The sequence below is a fragment of the Saccharomonospora iraqiensis subsp. paurometabolica YIM 90007 genome, assembly GCF_000231035.2.
GTDB lineage: Bacteria > Actinomycetota > Actinomycetes > Mycobacteriales > Pseudonocardiaceae > Saccharomonospora > Saccharomonospora paurometabolica.
On sequence record NZ_KI912213.1, the window covers coordinates 90,549 to 105,450 of the forward strand.

Annotated in this window: 12 protein-coding genes and 1 pseudogene; 6 read left to right on the forward strand and 7 right to left on the reverse strand. The window is 71.2% G+C overall.

The genetic code is table 11. The features are described 5' to 3' along the window. Nucleotides 1-90: 90 nt before the first annotated feature. Nucleotides 91-1,953: a glycoside hydrolase family 2 protein gene (locus SACPADRAFT_RS0205040; protein WP_007023469.1), complete on the reverse strand. Its 1,863-nt coding sequence runs from the start codon at nucleotides 1,951-1,953 to the stop codon at nucleotides 91-93. A gap of 145 nt (nucleotides 1,954-2,098) precedes the next feature. Here SACPADRAFT_RS0205040 and SACPADRAFT_RS0205045 point away from each other — a divergent pair, with 145 nt between their 5' ends. Then, entirely contained in the window at nucleotides 2,099-3,352 is a 1,254-nt protein-coding gene (locus SACPADRAFT_RS0205045) for a glycosyltransferase family 4 protein (protein ID WP_007023470.1), read from the forward strand. Nucleotides 3,353-3,386: 34 nt separating this feature from the next. On the opposite strand, the gene SACPADRAFT_RS0205050 is transcribed toward SACPADRAFT_RS0205045, so the two are convergent. Further along, nucleotides 3,387-3,767 carry a DUF5313 family protein gene (locus SACPADRAFT_RS0205050; RefSeq protein ID WP_007023471.1) on the reverse strand — a complete coding sequence of 127 codons (381 nt, stop codon included), beginning with the start codon at nucleotides 3,765-3,767 and terminating at the stop codon, nucleotides 3,387-3,389. Nucleotides 3,768-3,893: 126 nt separating this feature from the next. Further along, nucleotides 3,894-4,451: a GrpB family protein gene (locus tag SACPADRAFT_RS0205055; protein ID WP_007023472.1), complete on the reverse strand. Its 558-nt coding sequence runs from the start codon at nucleotides 4,449-4,451 to the stop codon at nucleotides 3,894-3,896. A gap of 70 nt (nucleotides 4,452-4,521) precedes the next feature. Between SACPADRAFT_RS0205055 and SACPADRAFT_RS0205060 the strand changes: the two genes are divergently transcribed. Continuing rightward, a complete protein-coding gene (locus SACPADRAFT_RS0205060; RefSeq protein WP_007023473.1) occupies nucleotides 4,522-5,145 on the forward strand; it encodes a class I SAM-dependent methyltransferase in 624 nt (207 codons plus the stop codon). 48 nt (nucleotides 5,146-5,193) lie between these two features. Here the strand turns inward: SACPADRAFT_RS0205060 and dnaE are convergent, their stop codons facing one another. Next, entirely contained in the window at nucleotides 5,194-8,775 is a 3,582-nt protein-coding gene (gene dnaE, locus SACPADRAFT_RS0205065) for a DNA polymerase III subunit alpha (protein ID WP_007023474.1), read from the reverse strand. Nucleotides 8,776-8,996: 221 nt separating this feature from the next. On the opposite strand from dnaE, the gene cutA reads away from it, so the two are divergent. After that, nucleotides 8,997-9,326: a divalent-cation tolerance protein CutA gene (cutA, locus tag SACPADRAFT_RS0205070; RefSeq protein WP_007023475.1), complete on the forward strand. Its 330-nt coding sequence runs from the start codon at nucleotides 8,997-8,999 to the stop codon at nucleotides 9,324-9,326. Here the strand turns inward: cutA and SACPADRAFT_RS31245 are convergent. After that, nucleotides 9,323-10,180: a hypothetical protein gene (locus SACPADRAFT_RS31245; RefSeq protein WP_157577074.1), complete on the reverse strand. Its 858-nt coding sequence runs from the start codon at nucleotides 10,178-10,180 to the stop codon at nucleotides 9,323-9,325. The genes cutA and SACPADRAFT_RS31245 overlap by 4 nt on opposite strands. A 301-nt stretch (nucleotides 10,181-10,481) precedes the next feature. On the opposite strand from SACPADRAFT_RS31245, the gene SACPADRAFT_RS0205080 reads away from it, so the two are divergent. Next, nucleotides 10,482-10,706, forward strand: coding sequence for a hypothetical protein (locus SACPADRAFT_RS0205080; protein WP_007023477.1), 225 nt, complete (start codon nucleotides 10,482-10,484; stop codon nucleotides 10,704-10,706). Nucleotides 10,707-11,181: 475 nt separating this feature from the next. On the opposite strand, the pseudogene SACPADRAFT_RS30320 reads toward SACPADRAFT_RS0205080, so the two are convergent. Then, nucleotides 11,182-11,407, reverse strand: a pseudogene (locus tag SACPADRAFT_RS30320) (malate synthase A); the annotation flags it as partial. A gap of 262 nt (nucleotides 11,408-11,669) precedes the next feature. On the opposite strand from SACPADRAFT_RS30320, the gene SACPADRAFT_RS32250 reads away from it, so the two are divergent. Together SACPADRAFT_RS32250 and SACPADRAFT_RS0205090 are read left to right on the forward strand one after the other, a co-directional pair. Then, nucleotides 11,670-12,176, forward strand: coding sequence for a hypothetical protein (locus tag SACPADRAFT_RS32250; protein ID WP_198048266.1), 507 nt, complete (start codon nucleotides 11,670-11,672; stop codon nucleotides 12,174-12,176). A 13-nt stretch (nucleotides 12,177-12,189) separates the two neighbouring features. Beyond that, complete coding sequence (locus SACPADRAFT_RS0205090) at nucleotides 12,190-13,140, forward strand: hypothetical protein (RefSeq protein WP_007023480.1); 951 nt, start codon at nucleotides 12,190-12,192, stop codon at nucleotides 13,138-13,140. Nucleotides 13,141-13,276: 136 nt separating this feature from the next. On the opposite strand, the gene aceB is transcribed toward SACPADRAFT_RS0205090, so the two are convergent. Beyond that, complete coding sequence (gene aceB / locus SACPADRAFT_RS0205095; RefSeq protein ID WP_007023481.1) at nucleotides 13,277-14,878, reverse strand: malate synthase A; 1,602 nt, start codon at nucleotides 14,876-14,878, stop codon at nucleotides 13,277-13,279. Nucleotides 14,879-14,902: the final 24 nt, after the last annotated feature.

Consider the following 14,902-nt stretch of genomic DNA (forward strand, 5'->3'; position numbering starts at 1 on the left):
CTGCGCGCGGCGTCGCACCCGTTCGGGCACCTCGACGCCCGCAACCTGCGGGGCTGACCGGCGGGCCGGACCGACGGATCTGCGGGTGGGCTACCCGGGGGTCTCCGGGTCCGGTCCCGGTTCGGGGTGTCCGCCGCCCGCCGCGAGCACCGCCCGGTTGGTCTCGGCGACCACGGCCGCGGTCACCTTCACCACCCTGCGGTCGTAGGTGAGCAGGCCGTTGACCTCGTTCTCCACGTCGGTGAGCTGGGTGTAGACGGCACCGGACAGGCCCTGCTCCCGGATCGCCGCCCGCACCGCGGTGGCGATCTCGACGTACCGTCCGGTCAGCCGCTCCGGGTCGGACACGGTCTCGTAGGCCACCGGCTCCCCGGGCCACACGTGCCCCGGCAGGGTGAGCCCGATCCCGCCGTACTCGCCGTCCACCACGGCACGCGCGTCGCGGACCTCCGGGGTGCCCGGCCCCACGTAGGTGTGGTCGTCGTAGAGGTCCCCGGCCCCGGTGTCCGGGTGCGAGTGACAGCAGTTGACCCCGCTGGCCGCCACCACCAGCCGGGTCGGGTCCGCGTCGCGGACGGTGCCGGTCACCCGTGCCGTGTCGTACTCGCCCCAGCCCTCGTTGAACACCACCCAGACGACGACCGACGGCGCGTTGGCCAGCTGTCCGACCATCGCGGCGAGTTCGCTCTCGAAGCGCTCCCGCGCCCGCCGCGCGGGGGTGGGCTGCGGCCCCGGCGGGTTGTCCAGCACGACCGGGAGGGACGGCATGTCCTGCCAGACGAGCAGGCCGAGCCGGTCGGCCCAGTGGTACCAGCGGGCGCTCTCGACCTTGACGTGTTTGCGCACGCTGTTGAACCCGAGCGCCTTCGCCCGTTCGAGATCGGAGCGCAGCGCCTCGTCCGTGGGGGCGGTGTAGACGCCGTCCGGCCAGTATCCCTGGTCCAGCAGGGTGTGCAGGAACGTGATCCGCCCGTTCAGCGCGATCCGGGGGCGGGAGTGCCCGTCGTCGACGAGTTCGACCGTGCGCAGCCCGGTGTAGCTGGTGACCTCGTCGACGACCCGGCCGTCGGCCTCGTGCAGACGCACGGTGACGTCGTAGAGGTACGGATCGTCCGGGCTCCACAACCGGGCACCGGGCACGTCCAGCCGGAGCCGCCGTCCCGCCGGGCCGCGTGTCCGCGCCACCGGGCCGCCGTCCGGCTCGGAGACCACCACCTCCACCTCCGGCGCGGGCGGAGCCGCCTCGTCCGGACCCTCCCGGTCGTCCGGGCCGCCCTGGCCATCCTGGTCGTCCGGAGCGTCGGCGCCGTCCGGCCCGTCCGGCGTCCCCGTCCCCGGCCCGGCGTCGGTGTGCACGACGACGTCGACACCCCGCAGGTCCGGCACCAGGTCGAGTCCGGTGACGTGCACGGCGGGCACACACTCCAGCCACACCGTCTGCCAGATGCCGGAACATCCGGTGTAGAGGATGCCCCCGGGCCGGTCGGCCTGCTTGCCCACCGGGAAGGTGCCCCGGTTGCCCTCGTCGTCGGCGCGGACGAGGATCTCCTGCTCGTCGGTGTCCCGCAGCACGTCGGTGATGTCGACGGAGAACGCCGTGTACCCGCCCTCGTGCCGGGCGAGGAACTGGTTGTTCACCCACACCGTGGCGATCTGGTCGACGGCGCCGAAATGCAGCAGCACCCGCTCCCGGCGCCACCTGTCGGGAACGTCGACGGTGCGCCGGTACCACATCCGCTCGTCGGCGCGCCCGATCCCGGACAACGCGGACTCGGGCGGATAGGGGACGAGGATGCGCTCACCCCGGTGCGGCCCCTCCCGCTCCCCGGCGGGGACGCCGACGTAGTCCCACGGACCGTTCAGCGTGCGCCACCGTGGGCGGAACAGCTGGGGGCGGGGGTGTTCGGGCAGGGCGTGGTCCGGTCCCACCCGGTCGCTCCACGGTGTGGTCATCGACGTGTGCGGCGGTGCGGGCACCGGGGCCCGCAACGGTGCTCGACTGTTCACGCCCACCGATGCTGGCACAGGAGCGGTTATCGCCCCGGTGAAGTCGGGCGGGGTCGGCGCACCCGGGCCGACCGGTGAGTAACCTCCAGGCATGCGCGTGCTGATGCTGTCCTGGGAGTACCCACCGGTGGTGGTCGGCGGACTCGCCCGGCACGTCCACGCGCTGGCCCGGCACCTCGTCGCGGACGGGCACGAGGTGGTGGTGCTGTGCCGGCACGTCGCGGGCACCGACGCCGGCACCCACCCGACCAGCGACGAGCGGGTGGACGGCGTGCGGGTGGTCCGGGTCGCCGAGGACCCGATGCACCTCACCTTCGAGCGCGACCTGGTGGCCTGGACCCTGGCGATGGGACACGGGATGATCCGCGCGGGCACCGCGCTGGTGCGAGACTGGCGGCCCGACGTGGTGCACGCCCACGACTGGCTGGTCACCCATCCCGCGATCGCGCTGGCCGAGGCGGCGCACGTTCCGCTCATCGGGACGATCCACGCCACCGAGGCGGGCCGCCACTCGGGGTGGCTCTCCCACCCGCTGAACCAACAGGTGCACTCGGTGGAGTGGTGGCTGGCCAACCGGGTGGACGCACTGATCACCTGTTCGGAGGCCATGCGCGGGGAGGTCGCCACCCTCTTCGACCTGGACCCCACGGACATCACCGTGATCCACAACGGCATCGAGGAGCGGAGCTGGCAGGTCCCGGGCGAGGCGGTGCGGCGGGCCCGGGCCGGGCACGCCGCCGCCTCGGCGCCGCTGCTGCTGTACTTCGGCAGACTGGAGTACGAGAAGGGGGTGCAGGACCTGCTCGCGGCGCTGCCCGCGGTCCGGCGACGGCATCCCGGGTCCCGGCTCGTGATCGCGGGAGAGGGCAGGCACCGTGGCGAACTCGTGGACCACACCGCCGAACTGGACCTCAGCGGGGCCGTGGACTTCGTGGGACACCTGCCCGACCACGAACTGCGCGCCGTGCTCGCGGCGGCGGACGCGGTGGTGCTGCCGAGCCGGTACGAACCGTTCGGCATCGTGGCACTGGAGACCGCCGCCGCGCGGGTGCCGCTGGTGGCCTCCACGGCGGGCGGGCTCGGCGAACTCGTCGTGGACGGCGAGACCGGCCTGGCCTTCACCCCGGGGGACGTGGACGCCATCGCACGCTCGGTCGACCGGGTGCTGGCCGACACCGGGGCCGCCTCCCGCCGCGCGGACGCGGCGCGGTCCCGCCTGGCCACGGACTTCGACTGGGTCCGCATCGCCGGACAGACCGCCGACGTCTACCGCAGGACCCGCCCCGCCGCCCCGCACACCCCGGGCAGGCCGAAAATCCCGACGGGCAACGCCTTCCACCCGTAGGTGTGTCGATTCGGGCCCGTGGCCGGGTGGCCGGTCAGGAGCGGTACCGGGCGCGGTAGCGCTCGTGCAGCACCGCGTCCCGCTCCGCGCGGGCGGCCTTGCGGGTGGCCGCGGCCGTCCCGTGGGCGAAGCCGTGCCGGGCCACCCGGTTCTCGCAGTTCTCGTCGGCGTAGGCGAGCGAGTAGAAGCCGCCCACCAGCGCCGCCATCAGGCACAGCACCAGGCGCAGCCACAGCGGGCCGGGCAGCAGCAGCCACACCGACACCAGTGGTGCGATCAGCACGGCGGTGCGGGCCGCGTGCCGCCACAGGTAGTGCCGGGCGGTCACGTCGTGCAGCACCCATTCCCGGTACCGCTCCGGCAACCGGCCCCCGGCCGCGTACCACACCCAGCGCACCGGGCCGGGCCGCCGCACCGGCCGTTCCCCCGGCGCCCGACCCCGCCGTTGCCCCCGATCCGGTTCCGCCGGACGATCTTCCTGCGTCACACGGCGCAGCCTAGGCCGTCCCCCGGTTCTCCGTCCGCGCCACCGAGAGCGGCCTCACGGCCCGGACCGGTCGGACCGCCCCAGCACCTCCGCGACGAAGTCGCTCTTGGCCCGCGTGTAGGCCTCCCGGTCCCCGGCGTGGCGGGTGGCCAGGCACCGCTTCAGCGCGGCGTAGCGGGCGGTGAGTCCGGGGTCCCGGCGCAGGGTGTCCCGGAAGGCGAGCTGTGCGTACCACCGGGGGTGCCCCGCGGGGAGCAGGTGCAGATGGGCCACCCTGTGGACTCCGGAGGCGTCCGGCTTGACGAAGAACCTCCGCCACGGGCGCCCGTCCCGCTCCGGTGGCACCGCGCACCAGCCGTCGGCGGCCAGCTCCGCCGCCGCCTCGCGGGCCACCACGTCGGGATCGCCGACCGACGCCATCAGGTCGACGACGGGTTTCGCGGGCAGGTCCGGGACGGCGGTGGAGCCGATGTGCTCGACGCCGTCGACCAGCCAGGGCCCGAGCACGACGGCCAACCGGACGCTCTCGGCCCGCGCCGACTCCCGCCACCCGGGGTCGGGGGAACGGATCTCCGGCGGTTCGTGGGCCCACGCGGGGACAGCACCCTCCATCGCGGACGAGCATAGGCACGGCAGCCGCCCCGGCGCACACCGCGGTCGCCGACTCTGACACATTCTGCGTATGCCGACACCGACCCGGTCCCGTGACCTGTCCGTCTTCGTCAACGCCGCGCTGCGCAAACCGGGCCTCGTCGGCGCGGTGAGCCCGAGTTCCGCCCGGCTGGCGGAACAGCTGTCCGTCGTCGTGCCCCGCTCGGGACGACCCACCGTGGTGGAACTGGGCGCGGGCAGCGGCGCGGTGAGCCGGGTGGTCGGCGAGCGGCTCCCGACCGGTGGCAGGCACCTCGCGGTGGAGATCGACCCGACGCTGGCCGCCCACCTGCGTGCGGCCCATCCCGGTCTCACCGTCGTGTGCGGCGACGCGGCGCGCCTGCGTGCGCTGCTGGGCGAGGAGCGGGTCGGGAGTGCCGACGCCGTGGTGGGCGGGTTGCCGTGGTCGCTGTTCGCCGTGGAGGCGCAACGGCGGATGCTCGGCGAGGTGGCCGGGGCGCTCGCGCCCGGGGGCGGATTCAGCACCTTCGCCTACCGGCACGCCGCACACCTCGCCGGGGCCCGGCGGTTCCGGCGGCTGCTGGACGAGTACTTCGACGAGGTCGTGACCACCCGCACGGTGTGGCGCAACGTGCCGCCCGCCCTGGTCTACGTGTGCCGGCGCCCGCGCGTCCCCGGCCCCGCAGCGGGCTGAGGCCCGGCCCCCGGGGCCACGGGACGGCCCCGGGGACCGGGCCGCCCCTCACAGCGCGCCGGTGTGTTCCACCATGATCCCGCGGATGCCCTTCAGCTCCCCGAGCAGCGTGCTGGACACCTCCACCGGGTAATCCGGGATCTCCATCCGGAACTCCTCCCCACCACAGACGAGCACCTGCACCGGGGTGTCGCCCCGGTGTGCCGACAGCGCCGACCGCAGCTCCTGCACCACGTCCCGGTCGAGCCTGCCCGCGTCCGCGCGCAGCACGAACGGCAGGTCCCCGCTGACCGGATTGTGCTCGGCGTCGGAGATGTCCAGGGTGACCATCGTCGAGGCGAACACGCTCATCGTGTCGTCCCGCCAGTTCACCCGGCCCTTGACGGCGACCGCGCTGTCGGTGACCAGCTCCTCCCCCATGACCGAGTACGCCTTGGCGAAGAACAGCACCTCGATGGAGGCGTCCAGGTCCTCGACGGTGACGATCGCCCACGGCTCGCCCTTCTTGGACACCTTCCGGTCGATGCTGCTGATGATCCCGGCGACGGTGATCTCGCCCTCCGCCGGTGCCTCGTGCTTGAGGGTGGCGATCGGCTTCGGGGCGTGCTTGCGCAGGATGCCCTCCGCGCCGTCCAGCGGATGGGCGGAGACGTACAGGCCGAGCATGTCGCGTTCGTAGGCGAGCAGCTCCTTGCGCGGCCACTCCTCCGGCCCGAACGTCAGGTGCGCCAACGGGGAAGTGCCCGCGGCGTCCTCCGCACCGGTGTCCGCGCCGCCGAACAGGTCGAACTGCCCCAGGGCCTCCTGCTTCTTCAGGCCCGCGACCGCCTCCACGGCCTCCTCGTGCACACGCAACAGCGACAGCCGGGTGAGGCCGAAACTGTCGAACGCCCCCGCCTTGATCAGTGACTCGATCACCCGCTTCTGGCACACCGTCGCGGGGACCTTCTCCAGGAAGTCCGCGAACGACCGGTACCCACCCTTCTCCCGCCGGGTCTCGATGATCGCGCGCGCGACCCCGGCGCCGACGTTGCGGACGGCCCCCAGCCCGAAGCGGATGTTCCCGCCCACGGCCGCGAACTGCACGCCCGACTCGTTGACGTCCGGCGGGAGGACCTTCACCCCCATGCGACGGCACTCGGACAGATAGACCGCGCTCTTGTCCTTGTTCCCCGAGTTCGCGGTCAGCTGGGCGGCCATGAACTCGGCCGGGTAGTGCGCCTTCAGGTACGCGGTCCAGTAGGAGACCAGCGCGTACCCGGCGGTGTGGGACTTGTTGAAGGCGTAGCCGGCGAACGGCCCCATCACGTCCCACAGCGTCTGCGCGGCCTCCTCGCTGAAGCCGTTCTCCTGCATCCCGGCGAGGAACTTCGCGGATTCCTTCGCGATGACCTCGGGCTTCTTCTTGCCCATCGCCTTGCGCAGCAGGTCGGCCTCGCCCAGCGTGTAGCCGGCGAGTTGCTGGGCGATCGCCATCACCTGCTCCTGATACACCAGCAGGTGGTACGACTCGCCCAGGATCGGGTCCAGCGCGTCCTTCAGTTCCGGGTGGATGGGCTTGATCGGCGCGCGCCCGTTCGACCGTTCCGCGTAGGCCATGTGCGCGTTCGCCGCCATCGGCCCCGGCCGGTACAGCGCCAGGGCGGCGGAGACGTCGCCGAAGTGGGTCGGCCCCATCGCCCGCAGCAGGGTCCGCATCCCCGCACCGTCGAGCTGGAACACGCCGAGCGTGTCCCCCTTCGCCAGCAACCGGTAGGTCTGCTCGTCCGCCAGGCCGAGGGTGTCCAGATCGATGTCGGTCCCGTAATTCTCCCGCACGGACCGGATCGCGTCCTCGATGATGGTCAGCGTGGACAACCCGAGGAAGTCCATCTTCAGCAGCCCGATCTCCTCACAGGCCGGGTAGTCCCAGCCGGTGATGATCGCCCCGTCGTCCCGCATCCACAGCGGCAGGACGTCGAGCAGCGGCTCGGAACTCAGGATGTAGGCGCACGCGTGCACGCCCGCGTTGCGGATCAGTCCTTCCAGCCCGCGGGCGGTGTTGAAGATCGTCGACACGTCCTGATCGGTCTCGATCAGGGACCGGATCTCCGCGGCCTCCGGATAGCGTTCGTGTTGCGGGTCGACGATGCCCGCGAGCGGGATGTCCTCCGCGGCGACCGGCGGCGGGAGCGCCTTCGTCATCCGCTCGGCCATGGCGAAGCCCGGCTGCCCGTAGTGCGCGCGGGCGGCGTCCTTGAGCGCGGCCTTCGTCTTGATCGTGCCGAAGGTGAGGACCTGGGCGACGTTCTCCTGGCCGTACTTGTCGCGCGTGTAGGCCATCACCTCGTCCCGGCGACGGTCGTCGAAGTCGAGGTCGATGTCCGGCGGGGAGTCCCGCTCGGGGTTCAGGAACCGCTCGAAGATCAGTGAGTGCTCGATCGGGTCCAGGTTGATGATCTGAAGGATGTACGACACCAGCGCCCCGGTGGCACTGCCGCGCCCGGGACCGACCCGGATCCCCTGCGACTTCGCCCAGCGCACCAGGTCGCCGACGACCAGGAAGTAGGAGGCGTAGCCCTTCTCGCAGATGACATTGAGCTCCCACTCCACCCGCTGCCGGTACTCGTCGGTGAGCCCCTCCGGGAACCGGTGCGGGATCAGCTCCTCCACCTCGGCCCGGAGCTTGTCCTCCTCGGTCTGCCCGGGCGCGAGGGTGACCCGCGGCATCCGGTCGCTCTCGGTGAAGACCTCCTCGTACGACTCGATCCGCTCGGCGATCTCCAGGGTCGTGTCGCACGCCCCGGGGACCTCCTTCTCCCAGTAGTCGCGCATCTCCTCGGCCGACTTGAGGTAGAAGTCGTCGCTGTCGAACTTGAACCGTTTCGGGTCGGTCAGCGTCCTGCCGGTCTGCACGCACAGCAACGCGCCGTGCGACTCCGCCTGGTCCGCGGTGACGTAGTGGCTGTCGTTGGTCGCCACCGGCGTCAGATCCAGCTCCTTGCGCAGCCGCAGCAGGTCCTCGCGGATCGAGCGCTCGATGGACAGCCCGTGGTCCATCAGCTCCAGGAAGAAGTTCTCGGCACCGAAGATGTCCCGGTAGTCGGCCGCGGCCTGCACCGCCTCCTTGTACTGGCCGAGCCGCAGCCGGGTCTGCACCTCCCCGGACGGGCAGCCGGTCGAGGCGATGATCCCCTCGGCGTGCTCGGCGATCAGTTCCCGGTCCATCCGGGGTTTGCGGTAGTAGCCCTCGAAGGAGGCCAGCGAGGACAACCGGAACAGATTGCGCAGGCCGGTGGCGTTGCGGGCCCACATCGTCAGGTGGGTGTAGGAACCACCACCGGAGACGTCCCCGCCGCTCTCGGTCGCGTCGCTGTCCTCACCGGTGCGGGACTTGCCCCAGAAGACCGGCTTCTTGTGGTACCGCGAGGCCGGAGCCACGTACGCCTCGATCCCGATGATCGGCTTGACGTTCGTCTTCCGCGCCTGCGCGTAGAAGTCGTGCGCGCCGAACATGTTGCCGTGGTCGGTCATCGCCACCGCGGGCTGTCCGAGCCGCTCGGCCTCAGCGAACAGCGGGGCGAGCTTCGCCGCGCCGTCGAGCATCGAGTACTCGGTGTGCACATGCAGGTGAGCGAACTGCTCCGGCACGCTGGATCTCCTTCTCGGGCAACGCGGGATGGTGTCCGTCGACGCTAGCTCAGGGCGCGCGGGCCCACCCCGGGTGGCCCCGGCGTGTCCGACCACCCGTCCGGGGGTTCGCCGCCCCGGCGACATCCACCGACATCGGCTGCGGTGTCCCGGGGCGGGACGAACCGGTCCGCCGACGGTCACCGTAGCGGGACCGACCTCCCGGCTCCTACGCTGAGCCGATGGCTGATCCACTGTCGGTGACCACCACCACGCCCGACCGCGATTCCGCGGCCACGCTCGCGGCTTCCGCGGTCCAGGAGAAGCTCGCAGCCACCGCCCAGGTCCACGGCCCGGTGCTGTCCTACTTCTGGCACCTCGGCGAGGCGGGCGAGGGGGAGGAGTGGCTCGTGACGCTGAAGACCACCAGCGACCGGTATGCCGAACTCGAAGCGCACCTCGTCGCCCGACACCCGTGGGAGAAACCCGAGGTGACCGCGGTGAAGCTCACCGAGGGAGCCGCCCACTACCTCCGTTGGATGGAGACCGCCACGGCACGGACCGACGGCTAGACACCGATCCGGCCCAGGACGTCCCCGACCTGCGGCAGACTCCGGTGGTGTGCCAGTCGACGGGCAACCGTCTCGATCCGTTCGACCGGACGTGCCGAAGCGACACCCTCGGCGAGACCGTGCGCCACGTCGATTCCCCCCGCATCACCGACGACGGCGTGTGCGAAGGCCGCTCGCTCAAGAAGCAGCGCCGCAACCCTCGGCCCTGCGCTCGCCCGTGCCTTCTCGTACGCGGCGCGGGCCGTGTCGGTACCGTCCTGCGCGGTGACCGTCTCCTGATAGGCGACGAAGGCCAACGCGTTCCCCTCCAGACAGGCGTCACCGGCTTCACGCGCCGCCTGGAGACTGGTCTGGTAATGCTCCCGAGCGCGCGCATGTTCACCGGCGTCGAAGGCCGCCCATCCCGCCATCTGGTGTTGCTCTCCGAGCAGAGACCGGAGCCTGTTCCGCACCTCAGCACCGCATGTGGCCTCGCGGAGGAGGCGTTCGGTCACTCCGACCTGCGAGGCATAGGTCGCGTAGGTGTCTCCGCCTCCGAGAACATCGTCGAGACGTCGGAGACGGGCGGTATGCCGGTACAGCCGTTCGGCGTCACGAACCCCGAGGTGGCCCGACGAAGGTTCCGGTGAAGGCACGGAGACCGCGGTCACTGCTCCGGCCAGTACTCCCATGAACTGTCTTCTGCGCACCTGTCCGAGCTCCCCCCGTTCCCGTCTCCGACGCGCTCTCGTGACGGCCACCGCCCCGCGCAGAACCTCGACGGGGACGTCGAACGTAGCCGCGTAGTGCTTCTGCCACCACGGCGTCAGTATGCGACGTTCGCTCTCCCACCGGGAGATCTCGTTGCGGGTCACAGCGCGTCCCGCTCTCCGCGAGAGCAGGTCGGCCTGCTCAGCTTGTGACCTGCCGGCCCGGATCCGAAGCACACGCAGCGTTCGCCCGATGGTCTGGTCGTCCACCACTCGCCCTCTCTGGACACCCCTTCCGGCCACCCCGCGGCGAAACGGTCACCTCGCGGGGCACCTCCCGGACCTCGTTCGTCCTGCCAACCTCAACACCCATGATGCTGCATGTCACAGGGTGCTCACCCGTTGAGGTCAAGTATGTCGCAACTCCGAGAGAGCACCTTCCGTCCTCGCCTGCGGGAGAGCTCCGGTGATCGCCCGGGATCGTGCTCTGCTGGCTCGCCTCGCGACCGTGAACCGGACGCTGGGAGGGGTGGTGTCCGACCTGATGGCGCACCAGGACGACGGACAGCTCCCCGGGCCGCGTCTGCGCGAACTCGCCGACGCGCTGCGTCAGGTGGCTGACGACATGCGGGCCCGCGCCGACGAGCTCACCGGGGCCACCGATACGTCATCCCGCACGGCCGATGAGTGATGCGCCCACGGACCTGTTGCCGCGTGTCGACCCGCGGCCGCCGCGGTGGCCCGAGGTCGACCCGGATCTGTTACCCCCGGCCACCGCGCCGCGCCTGACCGACGACCTGCTGCGGCGCGTACTCGCGGGGCTGCGTGCCCTCGATCGAGGAGACGAGAGGTGACCTCTTCACTGATCATCGTGGTGGCGGCGTTCGGTTCCGCTGGTGCGCTCTCTGCGGGAACGAGCCCGTGCCACGGCCGGACCTTTCCCTCGGGCTCGTGGAAGGCAGGTCCTGTCCCGACTGCGTGGCGGCCTGTCTGGCCGACACCTCGCGGGCGCACTGGTGCGCCGTCGACACCGTCGGCTGCGGGGGCGACTCCTCTCCAGATGGGCGGCACCCGCATACGTGAAGGGCCCCTCCCCCGCGCCGGATGCGGGGGAAGGGCCCTCCACGGCTACCACGCACCACGCGCGGGTCCGGGACGGACTCAGCTCAGGAGTCCATCAGATAGCGGGCGTAGGCACCGGTCGTGAAGAAGCTGGGCAGCTTCTCCCCGAGCGCGGTCTCGACGAGGATCTCCCGGGCGTCGGCCAGCCGGTTGCCCGCGCCGAGACGGCGCGGCACCGGTGCCACGCAGCCAGGCGTCCAGGTAGCGCAGCGCCACGTTGATGTTCGACCGCAGACCCTGCTCGGTGACCTCTCCCCCAGCGCTCGCCACGTGTGTGTCCTTGACTTCACTCGACTGGCGGCTGCTCTTCCAGACAACGACGTGCACGGTAGTGATCGTCAGCAACAATCGACAAAGTATCGCGCACTGGGGACTTGAGAACATTGCATAAAAAACGTCAACTCGTCGACGCAAGCCGATCATCGTCATGACTGCTCTTCTTCTTGCGAGCACGTTCGCGCCGTCTGCGTCAGCGGCGACGCCCGCAACCGACGACACTACAGGGTCGACTTCTTCGCCTGAAGCTGACGCGATGACCAATCCCTTGGACCACCCCGCAGGCTTTCCGCCCGTTCCAGGGGTAGACCCTGAGAGAGAGCTTGACCCCGACGCGGTTCCCGGATCGAAGCCAAATCCCCCGTCAAGGGACAAGACAGAGACGCAAGGCAACATAAATGAATGGGAAACGACGGCGATCGGCTGCACGCCGGTGACCCGCGCTCACCGCCCGCACCTATCCTCCGGCGACATATCCGCGCACGGGACTTGGGACAAGGGAAGCTGCACGAACAACTATGCGAGCGTCGAAATCTGGCTACAGGAATGGTACACCGATGGCACTTGGCGGACCAAGGCCTACGACGAGCGAACGGTTGCCTACGGGGGCGGACGTGGCAGAGCCGCAGTCGCGCGTGTAGCGTGTCAAGACGGCAGAGCCACCGACTGGCGTGCGGTTGTCGATGTAGACGTGAATGACGAAATCGACACATCGGAGCAGGCTGTCAATGTGGTGCGGGGGTTCGCCTGCAGAGTTTTCTGATCAGGAGGGAAGGATGAGCGGCGCGGCTCCCCGGGACAGCAGCGAGACGGCCCGGCCCGGCTCGGTGCCGGGCGGCGGTGGCCCCGAAGGGCTCCTGATCGCCGCGCTGTTCGGGGACCTGTCGCCGCACCCGTGGCGCGACCCCGCCGCCGCATCCGAGGACCCGCACAGCCTGTTCGAGAAGCGGTCCCGGGCGATGGGGTGGCTGGCGGACCTGAGCACGGTGCGCGCGGGCGGGACGGACCCGGTCCCGGACCGCGCGACGGGAACCGGCACGGGCGGGATCGCCCCGGAGAGCTCGTGGAGCATGCACGAGGCCGGCCCGGAACTCCCGGGCCTGGAGCCGGACTCACCGTTGGCGGCCTGGTTCCAGGTGGGCCTCGGCCCGGTCCCGCCCGACCGGCCGCTGCCCGCGCAGCCCTTCCTGTGCTGCGCCGACGACGTGCTCGCCCGGTTCGGCACTCTCCGGCTCCGTGCCGTGCAGCTGCTGCTGCCCGTGCAGCAGCTGCGCCCGACGCCACGCCGGGCCGTGCTGCCCTCGCTGGAGAGCATCGGGTGGTTCTCCGAGTGCGACCCGGGAGCACGCACCGGGGTGCACGTCACGCTGGACAGTGGCACGCGGCAGGCCGTCCCGGCCCTCGCACCCGAGCTGCTGCGCTCGCTCCGCCGTGAGGAGCAGACCCTCTTCGCGTGCGAGTCCCATTCGACGACCGACCACCCGGCCATGACCGAGCGATCGCCGTTAGACGACCACCTCGGGAGCGGCCCGCCCCGCCACCGGGTCACCGTCCACGGCACCCTCGCCGAGTGGTCCCTGGACGCGATGGGCTGGCTCGCCGGTTTTCTCGCCGACGCCACCGCCCGGGCGGGCCTCGCGGGCCCGGTGCTGCTCACCGTCGGCAGGGCGGACCTCCCGCCCGGCTACCGGGGCGCCTCGGCACTGACTCCGCCCGCACGACGGTGACGGGCGGGGCGGGGGCGACGCCGCGCCCGGTCCTCGTCCGAACACATACGTGAAGGGCCCCTCCCCCGCGCCGGATGCGGGGGAAGGGCCCTCCACGGCTACCACGCACCACGCGCGGGTCCGGGACGGACTCGGCTCAGGAGTCCATCAGATAGCGGGCGTAGGCACCGGTGGTGAAGAAGCTGGGCAGCTTCTCCCCGAGCGCGGTCTCGACGAGGATCTCCCGGGCGTCGGCCAGCCGGTTGCCCGCACCGAGATCGGCGTGGATCCCGGTCAGCTCCTCGTCCAGCCACTCCCGCACCAGGGGCTCGGTGACCGCTGTGCCGTCGTCCAGCTTGGTGCCGTTGCGCAGCCACTGCCACACCTGGCACCGGGCGATCTCCGCCGTGGCGGCGTCCTCCATGAGGTTGAAGATCGCCGCGGCACCGGTGCCACGCAGCCAGGCGTCCAGGTAGCGCAGCGCCACGTTGATGTTCGACCGCACACCCTGCTCGGTGACCTCGCCCCCGGCGCTGGCCACGTTGAGCAGGTCCTCGGCGGTGACCGCGACGTCCGGCCGCAGGCGGTCGAGCTGGTTCGGCCGCTCGCCCAGGACGCCGTCGAACACCTCCCGGCACACCGGCACGAGACCGGGATGCGCCACCCAGGAGCCGTCGAAGCCGTCGGCGGCCTCACGCTCCTTGTCCTGCCGCACCTTCTCCGTCGCCGTCGCGTTGACCTCCGGGTCCCTGCTGGGGATGAACGCCGCCATCCCGCCGATCGCGTGCGCCCCGCGCCTGTGGCAGGTACGCACCAGCAGTTCGGTGTAGGCCCGCATGAACGGCACCGTCATCGTCACCTCCGCCCGGTCCGGCAGCACGTAGTCCGCGCCGCCGGTGGCGAAGGTCTTGATGAGGCTGAAGATGTAGTCCCACCGGCCCGCGTTCAGGCCGGCCGCGTGCTCGCGCAGCTCGTAGAGGATCTCGTCCATCTCGAACGCCGCCGTGATCGTCTCGATCAGCACGGTCGCCCGGATGCTCCCCTGCGGGATGCCGAGTTCGGCCTGCGCGAAGCGGAACACGTCGTTCCACAGTCGCGCCTCGTGGTGGCTCTCCAGCTTCGGCAGGTAGAAGTACGGCCCACTCCCCCGCGCCAGCAGCTGACGCGCGTTGTGGAAGAAGTACAGCCCGAAGTCGACGAGACTGGCCGACACGGGACGCCCGTCGATCCGGACGTGCTTCTCCACCAGGTGCCAGCCCCGCGGCCGGGCGACGATCGTGGCCGGATCGTCCCCGATCACGTAGTGCTTGCCCTTGTCGGTGAAGTCGACGTCGCGCCGGATCGCGTCGTAGAGGTTACGCTGACCGCCCACGACGTTGTCCCAGGTCGGTGACGTGGCGTCCTCGAAGTCGGCGAGCCACACCCCGGCCCCGGAGTTCAGCGCGTTGACCGTGGTCTTCCGGTCGGTCGGCCCGGTGATCTCCACCCGCCGGTCGGTGAGACCGGGTGCGGGCGGGGCCACCTGCCACGTCTCGTCCGCGCGGATCGCGGCCGTCTCCGGGAGGAAGTCGAGCGTCTCCTCCCCGGAGGCGATGCGGTCCCTGCGGAGCCTGCGCGCGTCGAGCAGTTCCCTGCGCCGACCCGCGAAGGCGTTGTCGAGCTTCGCGACGAACTCCAGCGCCGCCGGGGTGAGGATCTCGTCGAATCGCTCCTGCGAGGTGCCGGTCACCTGGAGCCGGCAGTTGAGCGTGTCAGCCATCTCGTCCCCTTCGAGCAGTTGTGG